This is a genomic window from Vibrio sp. 1751 (genome assembly GCF_033339895.1).
In the GTDB taxonomy this organism is placed as follows: Bacteria; Pseudomonadota; Gammaproteobacteria; order Enterobacterales; family Vibrionaceae; genus Vibrio; species Vibrio alginolyticus.
Genome location: NZ_JAWOVM010000013.1, coordinates 42,992 through 61,538, shown reverse-complemented (window position 1 = coordinate 61,538; position 18,547 = coordinate 42,992). Strand labels below are relative to the sequence as shown.

Genomic DNA, 18,547 nt, shown 5'->3' with positions numbered 1-18,547 from the left:
TTACACCGCGTTAAACAAAGCTTGAGTAAGCTTGTCGCTGGTAGAAATTGTCTTTGCGTTTGCTTGGTAGTTGCGTTGTGCAGTCATTAGAGCAACAAGCTCGCTGGTTAAGTCAACGTTAGAACCTTCTAATGCACCCGGAGTTAGGTCACCCATCGTACCTGAACCCGGAACACCCATAATTGGAGCACCTGAGCTAAAGCTTTGAGTCCATGATGTTCCACTCACTTTCGCTAAGCCTTGTGTGTTTGCAAAATCAGCAAGAACAACCTGACCTTGTAGCTGTGATTGGCCGTTAGTGTAAGTCGCGTAAACCATGCCGTTACCTTCAACGCGTACACCTGCAAGTTCACCTGATGTGTAACCGTTAGGGCTATTAGTACTTACGCCAAAAGCTGCACCAAATTGCGTGCTGCCTTTCAGGTTAATGTCTACACTCATCGCGTTCGCGCCTGCTGCAGGGAATGAAACATTAAACGGCGCAGTTGGTGCTGAAAGCGAGCCGTCTTTACCAAACGTTACAGGCACAGTTGCTACTGGCGTCGTACCGCCATCTACTTGAACGTTCACTTCCCACGAGTTAGAAGCAGTCTTAGTAAAGTACTGAGTTACCGTGTGCGAGTTACCCAATGAGTCGTAGACTTTTGTTGTGTAAGACGAGTTAAATGAGCTTGGATCTTTTGGATTGAATGGCGTTACGGCTTTATCAATAACAGACGCGCTTGCGTCGAAGTTCGCAACAAAATCTAAGCTGTCTGTTGCTTTAGCATTCAGCGAGGAAGTCGATACCTGAATATTACCCACAGAGCCTGTCATTAGGTTGTTGTTGCTATCGACACTGTAACCTTGAAGCTTTGCACCGCTGTTAGCCGTAACAAAGTTGTTCTTATCCGTTGAGAACACACCTGAACGTGTGTACAACATTTGACCCATATTATCTTTAGTAACAAAAAAGCCACCGCCATTAATAGCTAGGTCCATCGCACGGCCAGTTCCTGTGATACTGCCGTCTTTGTCGAAGTTCTGTGAAATTGACGCGACTTCCACACCACCAGGTTGCATGCCGTTATATACAGCGGAGAATTCTGTGCGGCCACCTTTAAAACCATACGTTGATGCGTTGGCAATGTTGTGACTGATTGTGTTTAGCTCTGTGTTGGTCGCGTCCAGACCACTTAGTGCGATGTTAAAACTCATAAATAGACCTCTGATTTCCGTATTTGGTTAAGCACCAAACTGAGTGATTTGATAGAAAGGAACGTTGCCAACGCCATGGACATTGACTAATGCTGCGCCACCGGTATTAGGAATGCGCACTTGCTCAACAGTGCCTGCCATCAGCACATTTGGACTTGCTTGCCCTTCTTGCACTTCTACGGCCACTGAGTATTTGCCTGGTTTAAGACCAAGTTCTTCAGGATTAATTGAAAAGTCGACGTCACCTTTGCCGTGAGCACCTAGTGGCACTTTAGTTGATTGACCAAATTCATCTTTAACAACTAACGTGACTTGGTTTGAGCTATGAGCGAGTTCGATTTTTCCGTTTTGTACGTCTTCACCAAGCTGAAATTCATCCGCATTGACGTAAACCGTTTGCCCAACAAGGCCCGCTGTTGATAGCACTTGCATGTTGTCCAGTAACACCATGCTCTGTTGCATTGTCTTAGACATATTCTCGGTACTTTGTACCTGCGAGAACTGAGCCAATTGACCAACGTATTCCGTACCATCAAGGGGATTAAGTGGGTCTTGGTTTTGAATTTGAGCCACCATCAAAGAAATAAACTCATTCTCCAATGAAGAAGCGCTGTTCATGTCTTTAGGGTTTGGTGAGATACCGTTGCTGTCTTTTGCTTTTGTATTTACTGGAGCGTCAGACGATAAAGGGGTGTATTGTGCAATACTCATTAGCTGCCCTGCCCTAATCTAAGCAGACCTTGCTGCATACTTTTTACATTGGCTAATACTTCAACATTCGTTTCGAAGCTGCGTGTTGCGGACATCATGTCTGCCATTTCAGCAACTACATCAATATCTGGGTAAAACACATAGCCTTCATCATTAGCCAGTGGGTTGTTCGGCTCAAAACGCTTCTCTGCATCTCCAGCATTTTTAACAACGTCAACAATGCGAACTTCTGCATTGGGATAAGCTCCATTTTCTGTTGTCATTTGCGTTTTTTGGTACACAGTCGCAAATACTGGCTTAAGCGCTTTATAAGCATCTTCTGGATTTGCAGATACTGCATCTGCGTTTGCTAAGTTACTGGCTACCGTATTAAGACGCACAGTTTGTGCTGTCATCGCGGAACCAGTGATCGAGTAAATATCAGTGAATGACATAATTAACGTCCCTCAATCGCTTTCGCTAAGCCATTAAATTTCATGTTGAGAAACGTCAGGCTAGTTTGAAAGTCCATGTTGTTTTGCGTGAATTTTGCTTGTTCAACACCAAGCTCTACGGTGTTGCCATTTTTGCTATTCTGGTAAGGCACCGAGTATTGGGCCTGAACCTGGAACTTTGGCACCGGTTTGTTCACACCACCTGCCGTTACTTGGTTCATTACGGTGGTGAAACTTAGGTCTTTCGCCAAATACCCAGGGGTGTCAACATTTGCTAGGTTACTGGCGAGGACTTTGGTACGCTGAACGCGAAAATTAAGTGCCTCTGGATGTACTCCTAAAGCATTTTCAAATGTGATCGCCATGCATCTTCCTTACAGTTGGCTCGAATACGCCAACATACAAACAAGATACGTGCCATAAAAAATAGCCATATATATCAATGATTTACAAACAAGGATGGAAGCCAAACTTCCGGTTCTCGGAAAGCATTAAAAACAAGAGGAAAGTGTCCACTTCCTCAACAATAATGCTGACGTTACTCGCTTTGACATCAGAACAAGCATTCGCCAACACCAATGACAAAACCCTAAGCGTTGAAGAGATAAGGTCCGTTGTAGCAACGGATTTCGAACAAGAGGTGGATCGCGTAGCGCTCTCCAATCAGTGGGGGAAGTACAAACTGGACTTCGACATGTGGGTGCCCGGTTCCGCCAATCACTTGCCAGAATGTCAATCGCCTTTAGTTATCACAGGTCGTGACAACAACACGTTGCCAGTCGGTAACCTCAAGCGCTCAGTCAGCTGCGACAATATCGCATCACCATGGCGAATTAACGTTACGATAAAGTCTTCGCTGACTCTGCCTGTTTTGGTCGCGACAACCACGGTTGGCCGAAATGAAGTCGTAACGGCTAAACACATAAAGCTTGAAACCCGAACCATCTCTCGCCAAGACGATTTTTATACTCGCCCCGAGCAAGCAGTAGGCTTAGAAACCTCTCGTCGTTTGAGGGCTGGACAAGTGGTTAATCCATCCAATTTGTCGGCCCCACCTCTAATCGAGAAAGGCAATGAAGTCATAGTCATTGCGAGCAAAAATGGATTTAGTGCCAGCACAAAAGGAGTCGCCTTAGAAGATGGAGCGAAAGGGCAACAAATTGACGTGGAAAACCCAAGTTCGGGCAAGGTCATAAGAGCAGTCGTAACTGGATTAAACCAGGTTCATACTCAATTTTGATTTTTTGACTCGGGGTAACATTTTTTAATTTTGGCTCTCGTCAGTAACACTGAACTTCGAGTACAAAAAAAATATTTAATGTTTATCACATTCTAACCGCCTACTTAATTTAGAACATGATGATGAGGACCACAGCATGAAAATCGACAAAGTCGCGGGCGGTCATGTCCCACAAACAAAATTACAGCAAGCAAGCAAACAGCCTGTCGACGTCGTCGAACAGAGCAAAGTACACGAGCCTGCATTTCAAGCGAATACCGTAGCGATAGATCGCGCTCAAGCTGAAATGGCATCACTACCTGATGTTGATATGGAAAAAGTAGAACAAGTACGCAACGCATTAGCGCGTGGTGAACTTAGCCTAGATACAAAAGTGCTATCCAAGGCAATCATGCAGTTCCATACAGGTCACGAGTAATAAAACGCTAGGAAGACATCATGGCAAGCGCAGTATCGCAGCGAATTCAACAATTTGTTCGCTCTATATCTGAGGATATTAAGCTTTATCAACAACTGCTTCCTTTGCTGCAGCAGCAAAAGGTATTGTACTTAAAGTTTGATGGAGAGGCACTGAACGACAATGTTCAGAAACAAATGCCGATACTCAATAAACTCAGCCGCTCCGCCAATGACAGAAGCCAGTGTATGCGAGCGCTGGGGTTAGCGTGTAATGACGCCAGCGTAAAACGAATTTTCAATGCTTTGCCTGCCCAAATAGGTATGCAAGCTAGAAAACAATGGGCGCTATTGGAAACGTTGGTAAGTCAGTGCCAACAATACAATCAGAGCAATGGCCACAGCTCTGCGGCGTTCCATGAGTTGGTCAGTCAACTCAAACAACCTGTGCAACACACTTATGAAGATAAATCGTTCTAAACGATGTTCGTCTTGCCTACAGATTCAGTCGCCATCTCGGCTGAGTACTGTAGGCCTTTTTATTTTTATTGCCTTTCTGTCCTACCTTCCATTCACATGCCAGGCAAAACCAAATGCTGTCGATATTCAAACGCAGTATCAAGTATTAGCCCCATACAAGCCACAAATTGCCAAGCGTCTCGATTCATCCAAGCCGGTAATTAACCACATTTTCAAACAGCTTCAAAACCACTCATTACCAAATAGCCTAGCCTTAGTGCCAATGTTAGAATCTTCTTACAACCCCAAAGCCGTTTCTCACGCTAACGCCGCCGGACTTTGGCAATTGATACCAACCACAGCGAAACGATTCGGATTAACGATAAATACAAAACAAGACGATCGCTTTGACACAGAAGCTAGCACAACGGCCGCGCTCAAGTACCTGGCGTTTTTATACAACAAATTCGATCAAAATATGGCTCTCACTTTAGCTGCATACAATGCCGGAGAAGGACGTGTTGCACGTGCTATTCAGCGAGCAGGAAGTCGAGATTTCCAACAACTCACGCTGCCTAACGAGACTCGCCAATATGTCAGCCGCTTCTATGCATTGGAAAAGTTGATAGATATCGGTCAGTTACAATCCTCATCATTTCAACCTTTACTCTTATTTGCTCCAGACGCTCCTATGATTTCACAACCGCTGGTCGACTTTAGCCGACTGCCTCCGCTAGTTAATTTGTGATAAAAGCTACGACAGAGCTCAATGTCAGAGAAACGTAAAATCACAAGATCCTGTTCGGCGGATTTGAAAACTCGTGATCTCTATGCAAACGTGTGCAAAAAAGTTGAGGTAAGGTATCTCAAAGATAAGAAAGAGTAGTGGTTTACTAAAAAGCGCCCCAATTGGGTAGATATGCGTCACATTGCGTTTGCAAAAAAACATGAAAACCAATGGTCAGACCTAATAATTATTTACACACTAAATGTAAAACAGCTATTGTTTTCATAGTTCGAAACAAATCTAACATATCAAGATGACGCTTCGCTTGCGCGTCTGGAATAAGTCCGGGTTCCGGGGGGGAGTCCGGACTTTTTTATTGCTCTAAAATCTTTGCCCACAATAGAGCCAACAGAAGCTAAGTCGTAATGATGCAAACTAGCTGTTTATAGTAATTCTTTAGAAATCAACTGAAGTAAAAACGTTTCGCGCTCAATGCTCATGCCTTTTTTCGGGCTTTCTGCCATCGTTTTTTCATTGTGTGCAATTGCTTCGTGTATGTTCATCCATACCGGGCGCATTCCATTTTTAACTTCGTAATCTTCATACGCCGTTTCGCCTAGCTCACGTTCGATTTTACATGTATAACAATACGACACCATGTGCATCACGTCAGCGTCATCCTTGTACCACGGACGAAACTCCTCAAAGATTCCGAAAGGCTTAATACCATGTATATTTTGGGCGCCCGTTTCTTCCTCTAATTCACGGACTAATCCAGCAATGACATCTTCACCATCATCAATACCACCGCCTGGTAGCGTGTAGTCATGGTAACGTTCTGTATAGAGCAACAGCACATCTTCACCATCAAGTACAATGGCTCGCGCTGCATTGCGCTGAAAAACAATTTTGTCATCCAAATGCTCTATGTCTGGATGAACGGTCGATTTTAAATGTCTCATCGAAAATACCACGGTCAATGTTTTGTGCGCATATTACCGAATTTCACACTTTAAATCATTGTTGTAGACCAGGTACGTTCGAGCGCTTGTCAGGAAGTGATTGATATGACCTTCACAACAATACGCCTAGAACAGAAGTGTGACGTGCTAATCAGCAATAAATGAGAATATCTAAATTCTTATACGTCCCTCTTACTTTTAACATCGATAAGACAATAATCTCTTAAAGTTGCCTATAATCAATACAATACTCGCCCACCCCATGCGGAGATAAAGAATGAAAAAGACAAATTTAATGATGGCTATGGCTGCAACATTGGTACTGGCTGGTTGTTCAACTTACGAGGGAGCGACCCGATCAACTGAGTATACCTCCGTTGCAAATCCCGCAGCCGTATACTGTGTTCAGCAAGGTGGTGAGCTGGATACCGTGTCGGAAAACGGCGAACGTGTCACTTACTGTGTGCTGTCGGACAATGAACGCGTCGAGCAATGGGAATACTATCGCGAGAATCACAAAGAAAATGAGGGTGACAACTACTAATTATTTTTATCGATACGTCACCTTCCCTCTATCACTTAGGAGCCTTTGGGCTCCTTTTTTATTTGATTTATCAAAGTGTTCTTACGTTGTTTTTACATATCTCTGACTTTACCGCACATCGACCCTATATCGAACAGTGTTCTATTCTTGACATTCCCCTGACATAACTTTCCACTTGGACAATAAAATTCCAAACACAGATCACACTAATTCACATTTCTTCCACATTTTCTGGGACAGGTGAGCAAGATGAAAACACAAATAGTAAAAGAAGCCGAGTCAGCCCCAAGCAACGTTGTTACTGAAAAATCAAAGCGCATTATTTATAAATCGAGTTTAAACGCCTTGATGATTGTCGCTATAAGTATTCTCGTTAACCTTAGTCTTCGTCTTGATTATGTCGTGTTGGGATCAAGCCTTGGCGAGCTTTCCGTTACAGAAACGCTCCAGCTTGTGATGCTTGCTATTGCATCATGGTCGTTTTTCAGCTTATCGAAACAACAGCCTCAGCTAAAGCATGCGGCTATTTTGATTGCAGGATTTTTTGCAGTACTGATTATTCGCGAAACGGACTATTGGACAGACATGATTCATCATGGCTCTTGGGTTTTCCCAGCACTTGCTGTCACCGCACTGGCTTGCGCCAAAGCTTACCAAGGTGGTAAAGGTACCATGAACGAAATGGCGACCATTTTAACGGTGCCACATATGAAGCTATTAGTTGGTGCTGTAATGCTATTATTAGTCTTCTCTCGTTTGTATGGTATGGGTAGTTTTTGGCAACAAGTGATGGACGAAAATTACATCCGTGATGTTAAAAATATCTCAGAAGAAGGTATAGAACTGCTTTGCTACTGTTTGATCGCATTAAGCGCCGTCCGCACAAAACGCGAGCTTAATGAATAGACTCTGGGTCAAAGCGACGGTTCAATGCAGTCAGTATCGGATGGAAGATACTTAATGCCTTTTCCGCAGCACCTATAGATTCATCCAAGGCCGTCATTTCGACGGCCTTTTTCATTTCTCCAATATGTTGCAAAGCCTCTTTATCGAGCGGGAAAGAGAGCAATTTGTGAATAGCATCTCTTGCGATCATAAGTGGCTTTTTTCGGACAATTGATAAATCTCGGAAAAATACGCCATGCTTGACCCCTTCTAAATAAACTCGGTAGGTTGTGAGTTCATCGAGTAGCAAGAATGTCTCCGCCATAAGCCCTTTATGTGGGTATGGCACGCTAATATGTTTGCTGATATCCAGTGGAATATTGAGAGTCACCCCCATGGATTCGCAATCGGATTTAAGTACTCGTAATAAGCCTTGCTCATCCATCAAATTCTGGATATCAATGATTCGTTCGAGGTGGTAGTCATTAGACAGCAAGATAACCTCAACCGGATGCCCCGACCATAACTCGAACAACCCACTTTTGCACAAAACTTGGGAAACATAACGCATGTTTTGAAACGTGTTCAACGACTCCGTTTCTAAGAGTATATGACGTTCAGGGAACGGATTCACAGAGTCTGCGTTTAGGGTTCTAAAATACGCGTACATCGCCTCTGCTTCAGAAACACTTTGTCCTTGCGTTACTCCGCCACAAAAAATAATCGCCGTTCGCTCTGTCGGTAGTGATGCAGTCCTACAAGACAAAGCTTCGACTCTGGTTATGCCCTCAGAGGTCAACCTGTTATTGACGAGGCGTTTACCTAAAACGATGACGATGTTGTCTAACTTCATTTTAAAATCTCGCGCTTAGTTGGCAGTGTTACAAAAATCTTCTTTCACTCCCGACCCACAAGCTTTAACATCTAGTTAACAACACTGTTCTAGAGACCTTTATAAAGGTTCACTGCTAAAGGAAGTCAATTATGCTGTCGATTTTCGATATATTTAAAATTGGTGTCGGGCCATCCAGCTCCCACACTAATGGTCCTATGCTTGCCGGATTCCATTTCACTCAGCTAGTTAGCGACTCTATGGCGAAAGTGCATCGGGTGCAAGTGGACCTTTATGGCTCATTGTCACTGACAGGTCGAGGGCACCATACAGACCGAGCCACGGTCCTTGGTTTGATGGGAAATAAACCTGATACCATCAAAATGAGCAGTGCCAAAAGTGCGCTACAAAATACCATAGACAATAATACGCTCATGCTCGCCGGTACACACCAGATTGAGTTTAGCTACGACCATGACATCGTCTTTCATAGCGACAACCTTCCCCTGCATGAAAATGGTATGACGATTACGGCATTAGACGCAGCTGGAGATCAAGTAGCGTTTGAAATTTATTACTCCATTGGGGGCGGATTCATCGCCACCGCCGACGAACTAGAGAACGGCACGCAACAAAATGAGGTCGCAGTACCATTTCCGTTTACATCCGCAGATGAGATGCTGGAAAAAGCCGAGACGAACGGTTTCAGCTTGGGAGGCATGATCCTCCAAAACGAACTCGCATTTCGCTCAGACGAAGAAATTAACCAAAGAGCAGAGCAAATTTGGAAAGTGATGTCGCTCTGCATGCAACGTGGCTTCGATACGGAAGGGATTTTGGAAGGTGGTCTAAATGTCACTCGTCGAGCACCAAACCTTTTGAAAAAGCTCGAAGCCAACGCTGCAGTTGAAAACGATCCGATGGAGATCATGGATTGGATCAATCTCTTTGCCTTTGCGGTTAGTGAAGAAAATGCAGCAGGAGGGCAAGTCGTCACTTCTCCAACGAATGGTGCAGCAGGGGTGATTCCGGCGGTATTGATGTACTACCATCGCTTCATCAAAGAGCTCGATGTTAAACAGCTAAAAGACTTTCTCGCAGTCGCCGGCGCTATCGGCATCTTATATAAAACTAACGCGTCAATTTCTGGTGCAGAAGTGGGGTGTCAGGGAGAAGTTGGGGTTTCTTCATCCATGGCTGCCGCTGGCTTAACAGCGCTAAGAGGGGGCAGTAACGAGCAGATTTGTATTGCTGCGGAAATTGCGATGGAGCATTCATTGGGTATGACTTGTGACCCGATTGGCGGCTTGGTTCAAGTACCTTGTATTGAAAGAAATGCCATGGGAGCAATGAAAGCGATTAATGCATCGCGTATGGCATTAAAGCGCACAAGTAAATGCTTAATTTCGTTAGATAAAGTTATCGAAACCATGTATCAGACTGGTAAAGATATGAATAAAAAATACCGTGAAACCTCTTTGGGGGGCTTAGCTGTCATTCATATGGCACCGCCATGCGAATAATGGCAAGTGGTCATTGCGCTTAGCTTCTCACCATGCGCTTATCTGGTAATTGTGATCTGATGATATTACATATAGAAATGCCGCGTTCTTCGCGGCATTTTCTTAACAAGAAACTATTCGATTAATCACGTCGACCACGAAGTTCAATTTTTTGAGTTGCAGCATCCGAATGGATTGTTACACCGCCATAAGCCATTTCATTGCGACCCTTCAGCGTCAATTGAGAATCTGCACGCTCTACGTCAACCTGATTTTTCGTTGCCATCGTCATATCAATCGTGCCCGTGTATGACCCATCGCCAGCAAATGCTACGTTTGTTGAGCAAACCATCAAAACAAGTGCGATTAGTTTTTTCATACATCACCTCTATTATCGTTCTTACTTTCTGTCGGTGGAAAAACTGTAACAACAGAAACGCGCTCATACGAGGAAAGCCATTATTTACCAAATGGAAATCCATGCTAATAAACTGATGTAACCAAGAATAACTTATCGTTACCTTCAATAAATCAGGGATAAGGCAGCAACTTAAATTGACCGAGCGTTGTCTTTTCTTAAGAAATTCAGCGATATGATTTGTCGACAAAAGCCAAGCGAGACAATGTATGAGCGTTAATCTGGATATTCAAAATATTTTGGTATTAAAACGGATGTATGAGTTACGTAACGTCCGGTTAGTCGCAGAATCACTCGGTAAAACGTCAGGAGCAATCAGCAAAAATCTGACAAAGATGAAAACTCAGCTCAATGATCCGCTATTCGTTCAGACCAAAAATGGCTTTGAACCAACAGCTTTTGTGGAAGCGAACATTGCGCATTTTGAGCAAATAATCAACAGTATTGATTCCATCAAACCACAGCATTTTTCACCAACTCATTTTGACGGTTCAATCACTATTTATGCCAACACATTGTTTTGGGAGTACTTTGGTGACAAGTTTTACTTGGAGTTACTAAAGCACGCCCCAAACGCAAAATTCTCATGTTTGCGCTGGGGTAGCGAAGCAAAAAAACGATTAATTGACGGTGAAAACGCCATTGCGATTCATTACTTTGATGAAGATCTGCCACAGTCAATTGTTCAGACCGAACTAGGGCGAGGAAAAGCGGTATTTTTTGTTCGACAAGATCATCCCGCTCAAAACTCCCAAGAACTAGAAGAATACCCTTTTATACTTTTTAAAACGCCGGGATGGAACGACTACCGATACCCAGTGTTGGAAAGGCTCAAACATATGGGTTTTAGAACCACACCTAAAGTGGAAATTGAGCATCCAGCGATGATTCAAAAAGTGCTTCTGCAAACGAATCATTTTGGCATAACGATGAGTGGACATGTTCCTAAGGATTGCCGGAGTATCGCGCTTCCTGCTGGGCTAGAGCTTGATGTTCGCTACGTGATGAGCTGTCGTCGCTCTCAACAGCAAGCTCCGGTAAATCAGTGGTTATTAGATGTCATTAAGCATGTCGCTCAGTCCTAGACTGATGACTTGCTACTGCTAATAATAGCTAAACCACACATGCGCTCTACTCACTCGCTGAACGAACATTAAAGACTCTGTATTAACCATTGAGCAAAGGTGTTTACGTGTGATTTTTCGGATGCTCGAACCATCATATAATGTGCACCAGAACTTGGCATATGCCAATTTCCAGCCTGGACTAATACGCCCTGTTGCAGCTCATCCTCAACAAGAAAGTCTCTTACCAGCAACACGCCAAGTTGATTAATCGCAGCATGAATAGCAAGCAATGAGTGTTCAAACTCGGCGACGACTTTGCTCACCTTCCCTTGGTAACCTTGGTGTGAAAGCCACTCTTGCCAAGATTCATGATAACCGCTAGTACAGATTTTAGGCGCTTTAGCTAACTGCGAGAGGTCATTTATCGGGTTTAAATGCATAAAGCCGGGGCTTGCGACAACAATCCAGTTTTCTTGGGTTAATCGTATGGCTTCTTGCTCTTGCCAATCTCCATCTCCGTTAATAATTTCGATATCCGCAATCGCACTGGCGTTTGGAACCGTATTAGCAGTGGTCGAGATTTTAAAGGAAATGTCTGGGAATTGTCGCTGAAAATCAGCCAACCTTGGCATTAACCACTGAGAGCAAAAGCTGTGAGCGACATGTAAGTTAACTTGCGTATTCTTAGGACGAGTAAATAAATGCTGCGTCGTGGTCGACAATGTTTGAAGCACATGATTAACCACAGGCCAGTATTCTTGTGCTGAGCAGGTCAGCGTAAGGTGCGTGCCCTTGCGCTCGAATAACGTCGCATTGAGCTGTGACTCTAGCGATTTCACCTGTTGGCTGACGGCCGCACGAGTCACATTTAGCTCCTCTGCGGCCTTTGTAAAACTCTGTAGTCGCGCCGTGGCTTCAAAAGCTCGGAGCAAATTGAGCGGCGGTAAACTTTGCATATCATTCTCCCAAACACTTGGCTGTCATGCTATGAACTGGTGATGACAAATTGATGAAGGTGCTGAGTTTACGTATGTTGAGCATATGTCAAAGCGTCCCGATATAACTATGTTTCTACACAACTACTTAGTTTGTTAAGCGGGATCAAAAAAGCCAGCGTGATACACGCTGGCTTTTGGAACTTTATCTTAAGCAGGAGTTATTCTGCTTTTTCAGTTGTTTGGTATTCAAACGCAGGAACAACCACTTCAACACGACGGTTCATTTGACGACCTTGACGTGTCTCGTTGCTTGCCACTGGGTTAGCTTCACCCATGCCTTTCACTGTCATACGCTCAGCCGCAATACCTTTTGCTTGGAACTCGTCAGCAACGGCTTTCGCACGTTTTTCTGTGAGTTGCTTGTTGTAAGCAGCAGAACCTGTCGTATCGCTGTAACCCGTGATCTCAACTTGAGCTTGTGGGTAAGTATTCATCAAATCAACGGTACCAGAAAGGTTCGACGCGTCTTTCACTTCTGCACTTTCTAAGTCGAATTGTACTGTCGCTGTTGTTTGAGCAGGGTAAACGTGATCTACAATGCGTGTTGCAGGACGTGCTTCTACCACCTCTTCAACGGCTTTTTCTTGAACGACTGGCTCAGAACCAAACTTGTAGTTGAAACCGATACCGAAGAAATCTGAATCCATATCTTCAATTACATCATCAGACATATCTTGGTAGCGTTGGTATTCAGCACGTAGGCTCCAGTTGTAGTTGATTTGGTATTCAGCACCCAGAGAGCCAGTTGGTACGAAATCTTTCTCGTCACCAGCCATCATGTATGCAGCACCAACTTTCGCGAATAGATTCCAAGAATCAGTTAGTGGTAGGTTAAATTTAGGAGCAAGCGTCAATGCCCAAAGATCACCATCAACGGTGTTTAGGCCAGGCTTTTTAAAGTTTGCAGTGAAGTCACCAAGGTAATCAACACCATACTCTGCCGCAACGTACTTGTTGAAGCTGTAGCCTAAGTGCATAGATGCTGCAAAACTGTCGTCGTCACAAGGTTCGTTCAGGTAACACGCATCGTTTAGAGAGTTGTAACCTACTTTACCGCCCATGTAAGTGTCAGCAAGTGCAACGTTTGAGATCACACCACCAGCAAGTACAGTAGCCACTGCTATAGCGATTTTTTTCATTATTCTTTTCCTTTTTCTTGTACACAAAGCAACACATCGCGGCAGCATACTGCCGTAAAATATGAAGCCGTAACTTTCTCTTTTCTTCGAATAGAAATAGCTAAATAGCGTAGGAAAGAATCAAAAATGATATTCAAACGCCAATGACGTAAAACGGAAAAAGGTAACCTCAAGACCATCTATTCATGAGCTTCATCCGCATACCCAACCGAAAAATAAAGTTCGTTGCGTTGGTTTAGCCATAGTCAATTCGTTGCGGAGAATATCACAAAGAAGCCAACTTTCTGTGACGCAAATCACCATAAAAAGCCACTTTCTCAAATTTAAGAATCATCATTTAAGCTTGTGAATGGCAACAAATTTTTACAGGGGAGCGTGGATATGGAGAGCACAAAAAAACAGCTCATTTAAATGAGCTGTTTTCGAAATAATGAAAAAGCGTTAACTCGTCGCGCTAAATTTTATCCGCTACGGTTAAAGTTGCAGCTAATACATCTTGCCCAAACAAGACACTACGCTCAGGAGACCAACCGTAAAGTGGATCAGGGTGATTGTTGTTATCTTTAAATGGCATTTCGATTGTGTAAGACAAGCATTTGAACTGCTCTGCAACCCAATTTGAACCCACCGTCAAATTCGCTTTACCAGGCTCATCTTTATCGTAACCAATCTCATCTTGGAACTCTGGCGTAATAGTCAATAACGCTTGCTTAAATGATACCTCTAAAGCGGCAAGATTTTCATCGTAAGAAGGAATACCTTCTGAGCCAGCGACGAAGTTATACGGAATCGCTTCATCGCCATGGATATCTAAAAACATGTCAACACCCGTTTCCAGCATGCGCTGACGCACAAGGTAGACTTCTGGGCTCTTTTCCATTGATGGCGTTTGCCATTCACGATTTAGGTTTACACCTACTGCGTTGGTACGCAAGTGACCGCGAATACCACCGTCTGGGTTCATGTTTGGTACGACGTAAAGCACCGCTTTTTCAAGCAATGCACGCGCAACCGTGTCGTTTTCATCTAACAGACGTTGGATCATACCTTCCATGAACCATTCCGCCATTGTCTCACCTGGGTGCTGACGTGCAATCATCCAGATTTTCTTTTTACCTTCTTCTGGCTCACCGAAAGTAAGCAGGCTCATGTCGTTGCCGTCTAATGTATGGCCTAGTGTTTCAAGTTGGCAGTGGTGCGAGCTTTGTGCCATGTGTAACAAGTCTAAATGACGATCGTACGTGTATGGCGCAAAGTACGCGAAGTAAATTGAGCTGCGCTCAGGGATTACAGTGAAAGTCAGCGTGTCGCCATCGAACTCTGCCGGTACTCGGAACCATTCTTCACGATCGTAAGACGCAACCACATCGTAACCTTGCCATCCTTCTGGATAAGCCGATTTAGCCAAATCAAGCAATTTGATGGTGTGTGATTGCTCGGCTTCTGTCTCAAGACGGAAGTGGAACCACTGGTAGAATTCCGACATATTGTCGTTAGGAATTTTGAGTTGGATGTCGTTTTTGTCGTCCGCTTTCACTACGTGAATGCTGCCGCTATCGAAGTTGCTGAATACTTTCATTTTATGACTCACCTTTTAAATCTGAGCTTGAAAGACAGAGGCTAACACAAGGCTTCATCGCGCCCCAATGACTTTCACTGCAAACTGTCTCGTTTGTGGCTAAAGTCTTCAGTTTAGTCAAGCTTATCCGCTTTGCCTGCTGGTCCTGCAAGTTTTGCTAGCCACTTATCCCAGATAAACGGCGTTTTCTCGTTATCTTCTGCTTCCTCTTTGCGACGTACCGCGTTGCGCACTATCATAGCCCCGGTCCAGCGAAGCGGTTCTGGTGGGAAATACCCCAACGGTCCTTTGGCTAAACCACTGTTCGTCCACTCGTTATCGATTCCCAATATCAATGAAGATAAGATCTTTCCGCCCATTCGAGTCTGCGCTACACCATTGCCTGAATAACCAAATCCGTAAAAGATATTGCTCTGTTTATCTAGCTCGCCGAAAAAAGGGAAACCAGTAGCAGAACGATCAGAGCCCCCCGTCCATGAATAAGCAAACTCCTCTCCTCTCAAATGAGGAAACAACTTATCGAACGACTTGCGCAGTAGACCTTGGTAGCGTGTTGGCTTGTTAAACATTGCGTCAACTTGGTTATTGAAAGAAAACTGATTGCCGCCTTTCCCCAACATCAAACGGCCATCTGGCGTATCTCGGTAATAGTGGACGAAGATACGTGAATCCAACACGCTAGAACCTGCCTGCCAACCAGATAGAGGTAGTGCGTCACCAAGCGGCTTGGTGATCACCATGTCGGAAGAGACCACCACGATACTGTTTTTGAACTGTTTAAACTGCTCCACCATCCATGCATTTAATGCCAATACCACCTGCTGCGCTTGAACATTTCCTTTAGGTGTACGGACAGTGGCAGGTTTTCCATAATCTAGACGCGTCATCGGCGTGTTCTCATAAACTTCTACACCCAGATCAATAGCAACACGGCGTAACCCCCTCACTAATAATGCAGGTTGAACGCTGGCTGCAACTGGAGAGTGAAAGCCTTCTATATGTCGAGGTGAACCCGCATTGGCACGCAGTTCCTCCACCGAGCAACGACGCCAACTGTTCACTTCTAATCGCTTTAACTCGTCCACAACTGGCTGCATTCCCCCAGTTTGAGCCTGATTGGTTGCAGTGTAATAAACCCCTTTCAACGATAAGTGCGCATCGATGTTGTGCTGCTGACAAAAGTCGTCAATCTCTAGCACTGCTTGTTCCGACTCTTTTACTAACCAAGCAGCATGTTCTTCACCGAATAACCGTTTCAATGTCGGAAACTTGGTAGACCAAGTCAGCATACAACCGCCGTTTGCGCCCGATGCACCACTGCCACAAAGGCCTTTTTCAATCACGACTACCTTTTTTTCCGGAGATTGCTGCTTAATCATAATCGCGGTCCAAAGTCCGGTGTATCCGCCACCAACAATCGCAACGTCAGTATTAATGTTCTGCTGTAACGGTTGTGGCGTTTCTGGTTGCTCAGCTTCAATTGCCTGCTTGAACCAATATGAATGATGTGTCATCGGGTATCCTCGTTAGTGCGTTACATCCATTTCCGCAAACACTTTACAAACGATGATGACAATCAACGAGCAAGAAAATCTAACGCTGAGCGATAGAAAATGTTGCACTGAGAGTGTGCGAATTTTCGCTTCCAACAAAAACAAAATGGGGAGCTCGTGGCTCCCCAAAACAAACAGCAAAAATATTAGTGGTAAACAATTCGAGTCCATCTTACTGGTTAATATTTACCGGTATCACGCATGCGGTACTCGTATTGAACATTGAGAATAGGCTGGTAAACAACTTGCCCGTCACTTTGCAAGAACTCATTTACCATGACTTTTGAGTCAGTGATAGAAAACGATTGGCGATCAACATACGTTGTAAGGCTCGTAAACTCATCACGGAGTTGTCCAGATGATTTATTTTGGTAGCTTTGGATCATGTCTCGGCCCATTTCATAAGCCGCTTGTTTGCTATCCATTACGTCGCCATGGATAGTTTCGGTATCGTTTGTCCAATGATAACCACCAGCAAGAGCCATAGAAGGTGCAGCAATCAGAGCAATCGTACTTGCTAAAGTTGTTAAGCGTTTCATAAACCTCTCCTTACTTACCTTTACATCGGGCCAAAATTGGCTCGATACTTATAAGGTACGTATAAAGACCTAAAACACGTCAAAACAATTTCAAATAATGTTCAATTTTCGTTCAACTTATTTCACATTAACTTAGCAACTCAACGTCATATTCAGCCGACATTCGCATTTTCTTCCTTTTGAACAATGGGTTTCAACCTGACATTTCCTTACCAAACCATACAATACCTAAGGTCAATTTTCTCTTAGAATTCCAGCAAAAGAACAGTGTTCAAAACCTTACAAAAACGTCGGACACAGCAAAAACCACCTCTTTTCAGTCGTGCTTTGCATTCCTCCTTTTCGGGTTCTTCGCTGCTCGTCCGTCGGTTCTTAATTGTCGCTATTGAGCACAAGTTAATCTGGAGTGAAAATGACCGCGAACAAATCCATTTTTTACCATAGCAAATCGATTTACTCAGATGATTATGCTGATGTCTACAAGCCAATTTGGACCTACAGAGCTAAGTTCATCTTACGTGCGCTTTATTACAAACGTGCATTTAAGCACCTTTCAGACAATATTGAATCGTCATTGTTAGAGTTGCTTTGTACACGTACGCATCGGTTTTTAGAGAAACCGTTTCGTCCGTATATCATCAAAAACAACTCAGCGTTCGATCGTTCTAACTTGGTAGTTGATCACTATAAAACTATTTCAGAACTGTTTTCTAAACAAACAATCGAAGAAATCTACACAGACTCGAAAGGCCTAACATTAGCCTCTTTTGAAATTGACGAAATACTGTACTCGGTGAGATTAGTATACGAAGCACGTTATCAAAAAGAAGGCGACATGAGCCTAGTGCTGCACAGCGCTGAAGATGGCAACTTCTACACGCTCTCTTTTACGCTAGGTCACATCGAATCTGGACGCAGCATTATGATTGGAGGCTTACAAGGACCGCGAAGCAGTGAAGAAAACAACGCGAAAATTAAAAAGCTAACTCGTAAGCTTTACGGACAGAGACCAAAAAGCTTGATGGTGAGCTTGCTCACTTTGCTCGCACAAATTTGGGAAGTAAATACGATTCTAGCGGTGAAAACGCAGTCCCATACTTACGCAGCTAAACGTTACAGCAAAGGGCGAATAAAAACGGATTACGATGCACTCTGGCAAGAATTGGGCGGCACCGAATACAATCGTCATTTTTACTCAATTGATGTAAATGCACCCCGTAGAGATATCGAAGGCATGTCGCGATCTAAACGTTCGATGTACCGTCGTCGTTATGAATGGCTAGACAACACCAAAGCAACATTCGAACAAGTACTAAGAAACTAAAAAGCTAAAAGGCTAAAAGCTAAAAAGCTGAGGAGAAACGT

The 18,547-nt window shown here is 44.0% G+C and carries 21 protein-coding genes; 9 read left to right on the top strand and 12 right to left on the bottom strand.

The window, feature by feature from the left end; translation table 11 throughout:
* The 4 genes from flgE to flgB are packed head-to-tail and all read right to left on the bottom strand — an operon-like array spanning position 1 to position 2,707.
* Positions 1 to 1,197, bottom strand: a complete 1,197-nt coding sequence (flgE, locus tag R7041_RS07245) for a flagellar hook protein FlgE (protein WP_005374010.1) — start codon at positions 1,195 to 1,197, stop codon at positions 1 to 3.
* A gap of 27 nt (positions 1,198 to 1,224) precedes the next feature.
* Positions 1,225 to 1,908, bottom strand: a complete 684-nt coding sequence (gene flgD, locus R7041_RS07240; protein ID WP_005384410.1) for a flagellar hook assembly protein FlgD — start codon at positions 1,906 to 1,908, stop codon at positions 1,225 to 1,227.
* The gene (gene flgC / locus R7041_RS07235; protein ID WP_005374012.1) at positions 1,908 to 2,342 is read right to left on the bottom strand and encodes a flagellar basal body rod protein FlgC; all 435 of its coding nucleotides are present in this window, start codon (positions 2,340 to 2,342) and stop codon (positions 1,908 to 1,910) included. The genes flgD and flgC overlap by 1 nt, the downstream gene beginning before the upstream one ends.
* Before the next feature lie 2 nt (positions 2,343 to 2,344).
* Complete coding sequence (flgB, locus tag R7041_RS07230) at positions 2,345 to 2,707, bottom strand: flagellar basal body rod protein FlgB (protein ID WP_005374013.1); 363 nt, start codon at positions 2,705 to 2,707, stop codon at positions 2,345 to 2,347.
* Positions 2,708 to 2,784: 77 nt separating this feature from the next.
* Here flgB and flgA point away from each other — a divergent pair, with 77 nt between their 5' ends.
* The 4 genes from flgA (at position 2,785) to R7041_RS07210 (ending at position 5,185) form a co-directional block, all read left to right on the top strand.
* A complete protein-coding gene (gene flgA / locus R7041_RS07225) occupies positions 2,785 to 3,582 on the top strand; it encodes a flagellar basal body P-ring formation chaperone FlgA (protein WP_064369423.1) in 798 nt (265 codons plus the stop codon).
* A gap of 136 nt (positions 3,583 to 3,718) precedes the next feature.
* Positions 3,719 to 4,000, top strand: coding sequence for a flagellar biosynthesis anti-sigma factor FlgM (gene flgM, locus R7041_RS07220; RefSeq protein ID WP_005374016.1), 282 nt, complete (start codon positions 3,719 to 3,721; stop codon positions 3,998 to 4,000).
* A gap of 20 nt (positions 4,001 to 4,020) precedes the next feature.
* A complete protein-coding gene (gene flgN, locus R7041_RS07215; protein WP_005374018.1) occupies positions 4,021 to 4,458 on the top strand; it encodes a flagellar export chaperone FlgN in 438 nt (145 codons plus the stop codon).
* The gene (locus tag R7041_RS07210; protein WP_054579235.1) at positions 4,439 to 5,185 is read left to right on the top strand and encodes a lytic transglycosylase domain-containing protein; all 747 of its coding nucleotides are present in this window, start codon (positions 4,439 to 4,441) and stop codon (positions 5,183 to 5,185) included. The genes flgN and R7041_RS07210 overlap by 20 nt, the downstream gene beginning before the upstream one ends.
* A 422-nt stretch (positions 5,186 to 5,607) precedes the next feature.
* Here R7041_RS07210 and R7041_RS07205 read toward each other — a convergent pair whose 3' ends face one another.
* The gene (locus R7041_RS07205; RefSeq protein WP_005374021.1) at positions 5,608 to 6,126 is read right to left on the bottom strand and encodes an NUDIX hydrolase; all 519 of its coding nucleotides are present in this window, start codon (positions 6,124 to 6,126) and stop codon (positions 5,608 to 5,610) included.
* 277 nt (positions 6,127 to 6,403) lie between these two features.
* On the opposite strand from R7041_RS07205, the gene R7041_RS07200 reads away from it, so the two are divergent.
* Together R7041_RS07200 and R7041_RS07195 are read left to right on the top strand one after the other, a co-directional pair.
* Entirely contained in the window at positions 6,404 to 6,670 is a 267-nt protein-coding gene (locus R7041_RS07200; protein ID WP_005374023.1) for a DUF333 domain-containing protein, read from the top strand.
* Between the two features lie 249 nt (positions 6,671 to 6,919).
* On the top strand, positions 6,920 to 7,576 hold the full coding sequence (locus tag R7041_RS07195) for a hypothetical protein (RefSeq protein WP_005374025.1): 657 nt from the start codon (positions 6,920 to 6,922) through the stop codon (positions 7,574 to 7,576).
* On the opposite strand, the gene R7041_RS07190 is transcribed toward R7041_RS07195, so the two are convergent.
* A complete protein-coding gene (locus R7041_RS07190; protein ID WP_005374027.1) occupies positions 7,566 to 8,408 on the bottom strand; it encodes a YdcF family protein in 843 nt (280 codons plus the stop codon). The two genes, R7041_RS07195 and R7041_RS07190, sit on opposite strands and share 11 nt — an antisense overlap.
* Before the next feature lie 131 nt (positions 8,409 to 8,539).
* Here R7041_RS07190 and R7041_RS07185 point away from each other — a divergent pair, with 131 nt between their 5' ends.
* Positions 8,540 to 9,910: an L-serine ammonia-lyase gene (locus tag R7041_RS07185; protein ID WP_005374028.1), complete on the top strand. Its 1,371-nt coding sequence runs from the start codon at positions 8,540 to 8,542 to the stop codon at positions 9,908 to 9,910.
* Positions 9,911 to 10,031: 121 nt separating this feature from the next.
* Here the strand turns inward: R7041_RS07185 and R7041_RS07180 are convergent, their stop codons facing one another.
* Positions 10,032 to 10,268, bottom strand: coding sequence for a hypothetical protein (locus tag R7041_RS07180; protein WP_005374030.1), 237 nt, complete (start codon positions 10,266 to 10,268; stop codon positions 10,032 to 10,034).
* 248 nt (positions 10,269 to 10,516) lie between these two features.
* On the opposite strand from R7041_RS07180, the gene R7041_RS07175 reads away from it, so the two are divergent.
* On the top strand, positions 10,517 to 11,392 hold the full coding sequence (locus tag R7041_RS07175; protein ID WP_064369424.1) for a LysR family transcriptional regulator: 876 nt from the start codon (positions 10,517 to 10,519) through the stop codon (positions 11,390 to 11,392).
* 68 nt (positions 11,393 to 11,460) lie between these two features.
* Here the strand turns inward: R7041_RS07175 and R7041_RS07170 are convergent, their stop codons facing one another.
* The 5 genes from R7041_RS07170 to R7041_RS07150 form a co-directional block, all read right to left on the bottom strand.
* A complete protein-coding gene (locus R7041_RS07170; protein ID WP_064369425.1) occupies positions 11,461 to 12,330 on the bottom strand; it encodes a LysR substrate-binding domain-containing protein in 870 nt (289 codons plus the stop codon).
* 200 nt (positions 12,331 to 12,530) lie between these two features.
* Positions 12,531 to 13,511: an OmpA family protein gene (locus R7041_RS07165; protein WP_005374035.1), complete on the bottom strand. Its 981-nt coding sequence runs from the start codon at positions 13,509 to 13,511 to the stop codon at positions 12,531 to 12,533.
* Positions 13,512 to 13,965: 454 nt separating this feature from the next.
* Positions 13,966 to 15,090, bottom strand: a complete 1,125-nt coding sequence (locus tag R7041_RS07160) for a M14-type cytosolic carboxypeptidase (RefSeq protein ID WP_064369426.1) — start codon at positions 15,088 to 15,090, stop codon at positions 13,966 to 13,968.
* A gap of 113 nt (positions 15,091 to 15,203) precedes the next feature.
* Positions 15,204 to 16,604 carry an FAD-dependent oxidoreductase gene (locus R7041_RS07155; protein WP_064369427.1) on the bottom strand — a complete coding sequence of 467 codons (1,401 nt, stop codon included), beginning with the start codon at positions 16,602 to 16,604 and terminating at the stop codon, positions 15,204 to 15,206.
* A gap of 218 nt (positions 16,605 to 16,822) precedes the next feature.
* On the bottom strand, positions 16,823 to 17,182 hold the full coding sequence (locus R7041_RS07150) for a DUF3316 domain-containing protein (protein WP_064369428.1): 360 nt from the start codon (positions 17,180 to 17,182) through the stop codon (positions 16,823 to 16,825).
* Positions 17,183 to 17,594: 412 nt separating this feature from the next.
* On the opposite strand from R7041_RS07150, the gene R7041_RS07145 reads away from it, so the two are divergent.
* A complete protein-coding gene (locus R7041_RS07145; protein WP_064369429.1) occupies positions 17,595 to 18,506 on the top strand; it encodes a VirK/YbjX family protein in 912 nt (303 codons plus the stop codon).
* The last annotated feature ends 41 nt before the right edge of the window (positions 18,507 to 18,547 follow it).